General features: G+C 71.9%; 8 protein-coding genes and 1 riboswitch. Of the genes, 5 read left to right on the top strand and 3 right to left on the bottom strand.

Translation table 11 applies throughout. From position 1 onward, the window contains the following. The first annotated feature begins 60 nt into the window (after positions 1–60). Entirely contained in the window at positions 61–1,329 is a 1,269-nt protein-coding gene (locus ACIQ8B_RS08420; protein WP_403546212.1) for an ABC transporter substrate-binding protein, read from the top strand. Between the two features lie 9 nt (positions 1,330–1,338). Further along, positions 1,339–1,575 carry a DUF3263 domain-containing protein gene (locus tag ACIQ8B_RS08425; protein ID WP_106413650.1) on the top strand — a complete coding sequence of 79 codons (237 nt, stop codon included), beginning with the start codon at positions 1,339–1,341 and terminating at the stop codon, positions 1,573–1,575. Between the two features lie 114 nt (positions 1,576–1,689). Here the strand turns inward: ACIQ8B_RS08425 and otsB are convergent, their stop codons facing one another. From otsB to ACIQ8B_RS08440, 3 genes are all read right to left on the bottom strand, one after another. After that, a complete protein-coding gene (gene otsB / locus ACIQ8B_RS08430) occupies positions 1,690–2,550 on the bottom strand; it encodes a trehalose-phosphatase (protein WP_290001555.1) in 861 nt (286 codons plus the stop codon). 30 nt (positions 2,551–2,580) lie between these two features. Next, the gene (locus tag ACIQ8B_RS08435; protein WP_403546213.1) at positions 2,581–4,062 is read right to left on the bottom strand and encodes a trehalose-6-phosphate synthase; all 1,482 of its coding nucleotides are present in this window, start codon (positions 4,060–4,062) and stop codon (positions 2,581–2,583) included. Positions 4,063–4,135: 73 nt separating this feature from the next. Next, entirely contained in the window at positions 4,136–5,104 is a 969-nt protein-coding gene (locus tag ACIQ8B_RS08440; RefSeq protein ID WP_403546390.1) for a glucosyl-3-phosphoglycerate synthase, read from the bottom strand. A 139-nt stretch (positions 5,105–5,243) separates the two neighbouring features. Continuing rightward, a riboswitch (SAM riboswitch) is annotated at positions 5,244–5,391 on the top strand. A 17-nt stretch (positions 5,392–5,408) separates the two neighbouring features. Here ACIQ8B_RS08440 and thrC point away from each other — a divergent pair. From thrC to ACIQ8B_RS08455, 3 genes are all read left to right on the top strand, one after another. Next, positions 5,409–6,698: a threonine synthase gene (thrC, locus tag ACIQ8B_RS08445; RefSeq protein WP_403546214.1), complete on the top strand. Its 1,290-nt coding sequence runs from the start codon at positions 5,409–5,411 to the stop codon at positions 6,696–6,698. An 88-nt stretch (positions 6,699–6,786) separates the two neighbouring features. Then, positions 6,787–7,062, top strand: coding sequence for a MoaD/ThiS family protein (locus tag ACIQ8B_RS08450; RefSeq protein WP_106413655.1), 276 nt, complete (start codon positions 6,787–6,789; stop codon positions 7,060–7,062). 430 nt (positions 7,063–7,492) lie between these two features. Beyond that, on the top strand, positions 7,493–7,696 hold the full coding sequence (locus tag ACIQ8B_RS08455; RefSeq protein WP_004986573.1) for a cold-shock protein: 204 nt from the start codon (positions 7,493–7,495) through the stop codon (positions 7,694–7,696). Positions 7,697–7,977: the final 281 nt, after the last annotated feature.

Below are 7,977 nucleotides of genomic sequence, written 5' to 3' on the forward strand. Positions count from 1 at the left end.
CTTAGTCCGATTATCGGAACCACGACAGACGGCGCTCTGCGCCGGACCGGAGGAGAGCACGTGCGACGGCGGGTCAGGACAAGGACGATCGCGGCGGTGTGCGCACTGGGACTGACAGCGGTCCTGAGCGGATGCGGAGCCGGGGGCGCTTCCTCCGACGTGACCCTCACCCTGGTCGCCGCCGAGTACGGCAACGGCGCGGCCGACAGCTCCAAGAAGTACTGGGCCGACCTGGTCGAACGGTACGAGTCCGACCACCCCGGCGTGGACATCGACGTCAGCGTGTACTCCTGGAACGACGTCGACCGCAAGGTCAAGGAGATGGTAGACGCCGGGAATCCGCCGGACATGGCGCAGATCGGCGCGTACGCCGACTACGCCTCCCAGGGCCTGCTCCACCGGGTCGGCGACCTGCTCTCCATCCCCGTCCAGGCGGACTTCCTCTCGCAGCTCTCCACCGCGGGCGAGGTCGGCAGCGTGCAGTACGGCATGCCGTTCGCGGCGTCCACGCGGCTGCTGTTCTACAACAAGGCGCTGTTCGCCGAGGCCGGGCTCACCCCGCCGGAGACCTGGGACGAGCTGGCCGAGTGCGCCGAGGCGCTCAAGGCGCGCGGGGTGAAGTTCCCGTACGCGCTGCCGCTCGGCCCGGAGGAGGCGCAGGCCGAGACCATGCAGTGGCTGCTGAGCGGCGACGGCGGCTACACCGACATCGGCGGCAGCTACCGCATCGACGCGACGGAGAACGTCGCGACCTTCACCTGGCTGCGGGACGAACTGGTCGGCAAGGGGCTCACCGGACCCGTCGCGCCCGGCGAGCTCGACCGCGCCGAGGCGTTCGAGGCGTTCGCCGCCGGCGAGGTCGGCATGCTCAACGGGCATCCCTCGCTGATGGAGATGGCGCGGAAGAAGGGCGTGAAGTACGGCATGGTGCCGATCCCCGGCGCCGACGGCGAGAGCCCGTCCGCGCTCGGCGTGACCGACTGGATGACGGCGTTCGAGAAGAACGGGCACCGTGACCAGATCGGGGACTTCCTCGACTTCGTCTACAGCGAGAAGAACGTGCTGGACTTCTCGCGCGAGTACGGCCTGCTGCCGGTCACCGGCTCCGCGTCGCAGGCGATGGCGGCGTCGGGGCAGGACAAGGAAATCAAGCCGTTCCTGGACCAGTTGCCGCTCTCGGAGCTGTACCCGGTGGGGAAGACGTCGTGGGCGGCGGTGAGCGCGGCGGTCAAGCAGAAGATCGGCGAGGCCGTGGAGCCGGACGGGAGCCCCGCGGGCGTGCTGGGCGAGCTCCAGGCGACGGCCGTGCGCGCGGACAGCGCGGGGTAGCCTGCCGGCATGGGTGAAGGTGAGGGGCTGGGGCGCCTCGAGCGGGACGTGCTCGCGCTGGAGCGCCGGGGGGCGGTGTCGCCCGGGGCGAAGGAGCGGGTGATCCGGGAGGAGCTGGGGCTGGCGCCGGTGCGGTACTACCAGCTGCTGAACGCGCTGCTCGATGATCCGCGGGCGCTGGCCCACGACCCGGTCACCGTCAACCGCCTGCGGCGGGTGCGGGAGGCGCGGCGCGCGGAGCGGTGACCGTCCCTGGGGGCCGTGCCCCCGGACGCCTCCCGCCGGCCCTGACGGGCCTCGTCCTCACACGCCGGAGGGGCTGGAAGCAGCCCCTCCGGCGTGTGAGGAGCGAAACCCGCGTCAGGCGAGCCGCTCCGCCAGCGCCCGCAGCAGCCCCACCACCCCCGCCGGGCCGTCGACCACCAGGTCGGCCCGTTCGCGGAGCTCCGTGACCTCCTCGCTGCCGCTGCACACCAGCAGCCCCGGCGTGCCGGAGGCACGGAGCTTGTCGACGGCGGTGAAGGCGGCCAGGTCGCCCAGGTCGTCCCCGGCGTACAGCACCGCCTCCGCGCCGATCTCCCGCGCGTACTCCAGCAGCGCGACCCCCTTGTCCATCCCCGGCGGGCGCAGCTCGAGGACCATGCGGCCCGGTTCGACGACCAGACCGTGCCGGGTCGCGAGGCCGGTCAGCGGCTCGCGCAACGCCTCGAAGGCGGCCTGCGGGTCGGACGCCCTGCGGGTGTGGACGGCCACCGCCCGCCCCTTCTCCTCGATCCACGTGCCCCGCCACGCGCCCACCCGGTCCAGCAGTCCCGGCAGCTCCGCGCGGACGGCGGCGACGCCGGGATGCGGGGCGGGCGCGGTGACGGAGCCCGTGACCGCGTCCCAGCGCTCGGCGCCGTAGTGACCGAGCACCACCAGGTGCTCCAGCCCGGGCACGCCCGCGAAACCGCCGTGGCGGACCGCGACGCCCGGCGGCCGCCCGGTGACGACGGCCACCGCGGCCACCTTCGGGGCGAGCGCGGCGAGCGCGGGCACCGCGTCCGGGTGCGCGCGGGCCTGCTCCGGGTCGGGCACGATCGGCGCGAGCGTGCCGTCGAAGTCGAGCCCGATCAGCGCCTTGCCCGGACGGGCCAGGAGCGCGTCCAGTCCGTCCCGCCCGGCCTGCGTGGCGGGCGTCGGCAGGGCGCCGGGGTCCGTGGAATCCGTATGACTGGCCATACGCCCCAACCTATCCACGCCCGCCCGGTGTCACGCCTGTCCGGCGGGCCGTTCCGGCCGGTGGCCGGTAGCGCCGCGCAGCGCCTCCAGCTGGTCCAGGAACCAGCGCGCCGGGGGCAGCGCCGTGGCCGCCGCGGCCAGTCGCTTGCTGCGTTCCGTGCGGTCCTCCGGGCGCATCGACAGCGCCTCGTGCAGTGCCTGGGCGGTCTGCACGACGTCGTACGGGTTGACGGTGATCGCGTCCTCGCCCAGCTCCTCGTGGGCGCCGGCCTCCCGGGACAGCACCAGCGCGCAGCCCGCGTCGGAGACCACCGGCACCTCCTTGGCGACCAGGTTCATGCCGTCGCGGATGGGGTTGACCAGGGCCACGTCGGCCAGCCGGTACGCGGCCAGCGAGCGCGCGAAGTCGTCCTTGACGTGCAGCACGACCGGACGCCAGCCCGGCGTGCCGTACTGCGCGTTGATCTCCTCGGCGAGCCGCCGCACCTCGGCCGTGTAGTCGCGGTAGACGGCGAGATCCTGCCGGGACGGGTAGGCGAAGGCGACGTGCACCACGCGCTCACGCCACTCGGGGCGGTCGTCCAGCAGCTGCCGGTAGGCCAGCAGGCCGCGGACGATGTTCTTGGACAGTTCGGTGCGGTCGACCCGGACGATGGTCCGGCGCCCCTCGCCGATCTCCTCGCGCAGCGCGGCCATCCGCTCGTCGACGTCCGCCTCGTGCGAGCGGGCGCGCAGGAAGTCCGCGTCGGCGCCCAGGCCGTGCACCCCGACGCGGGTGTCGCCCAGCCCGCCGACGAAGCGCTCGCAGCACGCGGTGAAGGCGTCCGCCCAGCGGCGGGTGAGGAAGCCGAGCCGGTCGGCGCCGAGCATCCCGCGCAGCACCTGCTCCGCGATGTCGTCCGGCAGCATCCGGAAGTACTCCGGCGGCGCCCACGGCGTGTGCGAGAAGTGCCCGATGCGCAGGTCGGGGCGCAGCTCGCGGAGCATCCCCGGGACCAGGGTCAGGTGGTAGTCCTGCACCATGACCGCCGCGCCCTCGGCCGCCTCCTCGGCCAGCGCCTCGGCGAACGCGCGGTTGTAGCTCTCGTAGGAGGCCCACCGGCGGCGGAACTCCGCGTCGAAGACCGGCTCCAGCGGGGTCTGGTACAGCATGTGGTGCACGAACCACAGCACCGAGTTCGCGATGCCGTTGTACGCGTCCGCGTGCACGTCCGCCGGGATGTCCAGCATCCGCACGCCGTCCTCCCCCGCCCGTCGCCCGCCACCGCCCCTCTGCGGAGGAGCCTCCGGCCCCGCCCCGACGATTCCGCGCCGCACGGCCTCGCGGTCGCCGTCGGAGAGCGCCGAGCACACCCACAGCGCGCCCGACTCGGGGCCGATGGCCGACAGACCGGACACCAGTCCGCCGCCGCCCCGCTTGCTCCGCAGCGAACCGTCGTCCGCCACCGCGTACGACACCGGCCCCCGGTTGGAGGCGACCAGTACCTGAGCTGCACCGAAGCTTGAAGCCATACGCCACAACCTAGCCCGGCCCCCCGGGCCTCAAACGTGCCGGTGCGTCACACCGGCCGGTGACGGGCGGGGGTCAGGCCACCCGCCGCGCCTGGTACTCCGCGATCTCCCGCATCGGCGGCCGCTCCTCGGTGTCCACCGCGTACGTGCGGGGCTCGAAGACGTCCCCGCTGCGCTCGAACTGGGTCAGCGACGGCCGCAGCAGATGCGCGCGGGCCAGCCGCAGCTGCGCGGTGCGGTAGATCGCGGCGGCCATCCGGCCGAGCGCCTGCCCGTCCTGGTGCCGGTGCTTGCGCACCCCCACGTCCACCTGGGCCAGCGCGTCCAGGCCCACCAGGTGCAGGGCGTCGACCAGCATGCCCAGCTCGACGCCGTAGCCGACGGGGAACGGGAGCTGTTCGAGCAGGCCGCGGCGGGCCGCGTACTCGCCGCCCAGCGGCTGGACGAACCCGGCGAGCTGCGGCCAGTGCATGTTGAGCAGCGGGCGCGCCATCAGCTCCGTGACCCGGCCGCCCTGCCCGGCCCCCGCGCCGGCGGTGTTCCCGCCGGCCAGGGTCAGGGGGCGGTCGTACATGGCCTTGACGAGGTGCAGGCCGGGGTCGGTGAGCAGCGGGCCGACGATGCCGGTGACGAAGTCGGAGGAGAAGTCCCTCAGGTCGGCGTCGACGAAGCACACGATGTCGCCGCGGGCCACCAGCAGCGACCGCCACAGCACCTCGCCCTTGCCGGGCACGGCCGGTATGCGGGGCAGGATCGCGTCCCGGTGGACCACGGTCGCGCCGGCCGCCGCGGCCACCTCGGAGGTGCGGTCGGTGGAGCCGGAGTCGATCACCACGACCTCGTCGACCAGCGGCACCTGGAGCACCAGGTCGTGCCGGATGACGGAGACGATGTCACCGACCGTGGCCTCCTCGTTGAGCGCGGGCAGCACCACGCTCACCGTCTGTCCCGTCGCCCGTTTCGCCGCCAGGATCCGGTGCAGGGGACGGTCCGACACCGACCAGGAGCGCTCCGACAGCCAGCGCTCGACTTCTTCTTCCAGCACGGCGGACTCCTCACTGGCTGGTGATCCATCTCGGGGTTCGGACGGCTCTCTGCGCCGTCCGGGCCTTCGGTTACAGTCTTGAACAGCGCTGACGGACCCCGCATCCCGGGGGGTGTCGGTGCGCACAACTGAACACCGCTCATCCAGAGGGGCAGAGGGATACGGCCCGATGAAGCCCCGGCAACCCTCCAGTCGGTTCCTGTCACGCGGACGTGGCGAGGCTCCCGGCTAGGGAAGGTGCCAAATCCGTCTCACGGCGAGATGCGTCGTGAGGAAGATGAGGAGAAAGGGCCTCGCCTCCATGGCTGTGCAGACTGTTGCAAGCACCACCGACTCCGCGGACTCCGTCGACCTGGGTCCCGCCGCCGCGCTGTCCTGCCGCGAGTGCGGCCACCGCGTCCCCCTCGGCCCGGTCTTCGCCTGCGAGGAGTGTTTCGGCCCGCTGGAGATCGCCTACGACTTCTCCGGCTACGCCACCGAGGAGCTCCGCAAGCGCATCGAGGCGGGCCCCGCGAACATCTGGCGCTACGCCCCGCTGCTGCCCGTCCCCGCGGACGTGGCGGACAAGCCCAACCTGAACCCGGGCTGGACCAAGCTCGTCCGGGCCGACAACCTCGCCCGCGAGCTGGGCGTCACCGGCGGTCTCCACGTCAAGGACGACTCCGGCAACCCCACGCACTCCTTCAAGGACCGGGTCGTCGCCCAGGCCCTGGAGGCCGCGCGCGCGTTCGGCTTCACCACGCTGTCCTGCTCCTCCACCGGCAACCTGGCCGGCGCGGTCGGCGCCGCCGCCGCCCGGGCCGACTTCCGCTCCTGCGTGTTCATCCCGCACGACCTGGAGCAGGGCAAGGTCGTCATGGCCGCCGTCTACGGCGGCAAGCTCGTCGGCATCGAGGGCAACTACGACGACGTGAACCGTTTCTGCTCCGAGCTGATCGGCGACCCGGCCGGCGAGGGCTGGGGCTTCGTCAACGTCAACCTGCGGCCGTACTACGCGGAGGGCTCCAAGACCCTCGCGTACGAGATCTGCGAGCAGCTCGGCTGGCGGCTCCCGGACCAGATCGTGGTCCCCATCGCCTCCGGCTCGCAGCTCACGAAGATCGACAAGGGGCTGCAGGAGCTGATCAGGCTGGGCCTCGTCGAGGACCGGCCGTACAAGATCTTCGGCGCGCAGGCCGCGGGCTGCTCGCCGGTGTCCACCGCGTTCAAGGCCGGCCACGACGTGGTCCGCCCGCAGAAGCCGGACACCATCGCCAAGTCGCTGGCCATCGGCAACCCGGCGGACGGCCCCTACGTGCTCGACATCGCCCGGCGCACCGGCGGCGCGGTGGAGGACGTCACCGACGAGCAGGTCGTCGACGCGATCAAGCTGCTGGCGCGCACCGAGGGGATCTTCGCGGAGACCGCGGGCGGCGTCACGGTCGGCGTGACGAAGAAGCTGATCGAGGACGGGGTGCTCGATCCGTCCCTCACGACGGTCGTGCTGAACACCGGGGACGGCCTGAAGACGCTGGACGCGGTGGCCGGGACCGGGCTGACCGCGACGATCCGTCCCAGCCTGGAGTCGTTCCGTGAGGCCGGGCTCGTCTAGGAGCCGCTCCAGCTTTCCATCCGCGGGCCGGGGGCGATCACGCCGTCCCCCGCGCCCCTGGCACGTCATCCGACCGGAGGTTCCCCACGTGAGCGTCACCGTCCGCATCCCCACCATTCTGCGCACCTACACCGGCGGCAAGGCCGAGGTCCCCGCCGAGGGCGCCACCCTCGGCGAGGTCATCCAGGACCTGGAGAAGAACCACACCGGCATCGCCGCCCGCGTCCTGGACGACCAGGGCAAGCTGCGCCGGTTCGTCAACGTCTACGTCAACGACGACGACGTGCGCTTCGAGCAGGGGCTGGAGACGGCCACCCCGGACGGCGCCGGCGTCTCGATCATCCCGGCGGTCGCCGGAGGCTGATCATTACCTTCGGCAATGACAGTGACCGAGCGTTTACGGCATTGCCCCCTCCGTGAGAGATGCGGAGGGGGCAATTCCATGAGGTTGAGCGCGGTAGAGTTGGGGAACGCGCTCCCGATCCAATGATCGAGAAGCCTGAATTCCTGCCGCGGACCCGACTGGATGTAGCCAAAGTGTGGGCTCCTTTCGCGGCTTTTGTCTCCTTTGCCCGGCCCGACTTGCCCTGAATTCTGGCGAATTCTGGCCACATTCCGGACCGATGGCGTCCAGATTTCTCGTCCGATTGACCTGTTGCAGACGGCAGTTGGACAGATACATTCAGCCGCGGTCGACGCGTTCCGGCGCACGCCCCCAACCGTTGGGGGGTGAGGTCTGACCCGGGTCCGCGAAGTGTGGATCTGTGCAAGGGCCAGTAATAGGGGAGTTAGGCATGGCTCAGGGCACCGTCAAGTGGTTCAACGCGGAGAAGGGGTACGGCTTCATCGCGGTCGACGGTGGTGCGGATGTTTTCGTCCACTACAGCGCCATCCAGATGGACGGCTACCGCACCCTTGAAGAGGGCCAGCGGGTCGAATTCGAGATCTCGCAGGGTCAGAAGGGCCCGCAGGCCGACATGGTTCGCGTCACTGCCTGAACGCGCTACCAGCCGCACGCGACATCTTCTGCCGGCGGCAGGGCCCGCACCTTCCGGGGTGCGGGCCCTTCGTCGTGCCCGGAGCCGGCGGGGCGCGTGAGGCGTCGTGGGGGTGTCACGGGAGCTCCATGGGCGCACGGGCCGCACGCGCCGTGTTCGCCGGGGGCTGAGCGCGGGCGCGATCCCTTGGCACGCCTGGCCCGTACGGCCTTCCGTGATCCCTCTCGTCCGACGCCGCTTCGCGAGCGCGCCTCGCGCCCTCCCGTCACCCGACCGCCACC

Origin of the sequence: Streptomyces sp. NPDC096105 (assembly GCF_044763335.1) — a bacterium.
GTDB lineage: Bacteria > Actinomycetota > Actinomycetes > Streptomycetales > Streptomycetaceae > Streptomyces.